At 62.7% G+C, this 1848-nt stretch carries 2 protein-coding genes; one reads left to right on the top strand and one right to left on the bottom strand.

Annotated elements, in window-relative coordinates; translation table 11 throughout:
- On the bottom strand, positions 1-882 hold an 882-nt coding region (locus tag ACEW8J_RS11495), incomplete at its 3' end, for a quinone-dependent dihydroorotate dehydrogenase (RefSeq protein ID WP_373491782.1).
- A gap of 193 nt (positions 883-1075) precedes the next feature.
- Between ACEW8J_RS11495 and ACEW8J_RS11490 the strand changes: the two genes are divergently transcribed.
- Positions 1076-1848, top strand: a 773-nt coding sequence (locus ACEW8J_RS11490) for an acyl-CoA dehydrogenase family protein (protein WP_373491781.1), incomplete at its 3' end; no start/stop codon positions are given.

The raw sequence follows: 1848 nt of genomic DNA, 5'->3' as shown, positions 1-1848 counted from the left end.
CGCGTCCGCTGCGGTGGCGATGCCGCCGACCCCGATCAGCGGGATCCGGCCGCCGCTGGCCTTGCGGAAATCCCTGAGTCTCTGGAGGGCGAGATCCTTGAGCGGGGCTCCGGACAGGCCGCCGCTTTCGGACTGGTGGGCGGACCGCAGGGCCGGGCGGCTGATGGTGGTGTTGGAAATGATCAGGGCGGCGATGTTCTGCTCGCTCGCGACCTGCACGATATCGTCGATATCGGCCGGCTCGAGATCGGGAGCGACCTTCAGGAAGACCGGGGTTTTCGATTGGCCCATCGCATCCCTCACCGCGGCCAGCAGTTCGGCTAGTGCGCCCTTGTCCTGCAGCGCGCGGAGGCCGGGTGTGTTGGGCGAGCTGATATTGACCGTCAGATAGTCGGCCAGCGGTGCCATATTTCTGGCGCCGGTGACATAGTCGGCAATCCGGTCGTCGCTATCCTTGTTCGCGCCGATATTGATGCCGAGCACGCCCTTGCCCATCCGCGCTCGCATCCGTTCGAGACGCGGGATCGCGTCTGCCTGTCCGCGATTGTTGAAGCCCAGACGGTTGATCACCGCCTTGTCCTCGACCAGCCGGAAAATGCGCGGCCGGGGATTGCCCGCTTGCGGCAGCGGCGTCAGCGTGCCAACCTCGGCAAAGCCGAAGCCCATGCGGATCAGCGCATCGGGCACCTCGCCATTCTTGTCGAAGCCGGGGGCCATGCCGATCGGATTGACGAAGTCGAGTCCGGCGACATGGGTCGCCAGAACCGGGTCGGATTTGGGGGCTGGTCCCATCGGTACCGTCTTCAGGCCGGCAATGGTCAGGCCATGGGCGCGTTCCGCCTCCAGCGCGAATATGAACGGTTTGGCGAGATTGTAGAGCATGGCGGGGCTATGGCACTGGACGGAATATTCGGCAATGCAAATTGCCTGTTTCCCCGCGCAGGCGGGGATCTATCTCGGGAGCTTCGTTCTTGACGCGATGGCAGGAGATGGGCCCCTGCCAGCGCAGGGGAACAAGCTATGGAAACCATCTGGGATTCTGCTAAACGAACATCAAATATGCAAAGGACCGATGATGATTGCCACGCCCCAATTTGATTTCCAGCTCGGCGAAATGGCCGACCAGATCCGCGACACGACAAGGCGCTTTGCCGAAGAGAAGATCATGCCGCTGGCCCAGAAGATGGACCGCGAAGACTGGTTTCCGCGCGAGCTGTGGACGCAGATGGGGGATCTTGGTCTGCACGGGATAACGGTCGAGGAGGAAGATGGCGGCCTCGGGCTCGGCTATATCGAACATGCGATTGCGGTGGAGGAAGTCAGCCGCGGCAGCGCCGCGCTGGGCCTGAGCTATGGGGCCCACAGCAACCTGTGCGTCAACCAGATCCGCCGCTGGGCATCGGCCGAGCAAAAGGCCAAATATCTGCCGAAGCTGATTTCGGGCGAGCATGTTGGCGCTCTGGCGATGTCGGAAGCCGGAGCCGGCTCTGACGTGGTTTCGATGAAATTGAAGGCCGAAGCGGTGCAGGGCGGCTATGTCCTCAACGGCACCAAATTCTGGATCACCAACTCGACCGATGCCGATACTCTGGTGGTCTATGCGAAGACCCGGCCCGACGCCGGTTCGGGCGGGATTACCGCTTTCCTGATCGAAAAGGGCATGAAGGGCTTTTCCATCGGCCAGAAGATCGAGAAGGTCGGGATGAAGGGCAGCCCGACGGCGGAACTGGTGTTCGACGATTGCGAAGTGCCGGAAGAAAATGTCATGGGGCCGCTCAACGGCGGCGTCGGTGTGCTGATGTCCGGCCTCGACTATGAGCGCGCCGTGCTCGCGGCGATTCCGCTCGG

It is taken from the genome of Parasphingorhabdus sp. (genome assembly GCF_041748495.1).
GTDB lineage: Bacteria > Pseudomonadota > Alphaproteobacteria > Sphingomonadales > Sphingomonadaceae > Parasphingorhabdus.
Note: the sequence above shows the minus strand (reverse complement) of the source record. Positions and strands in the feature narration are given on the sequence as shown.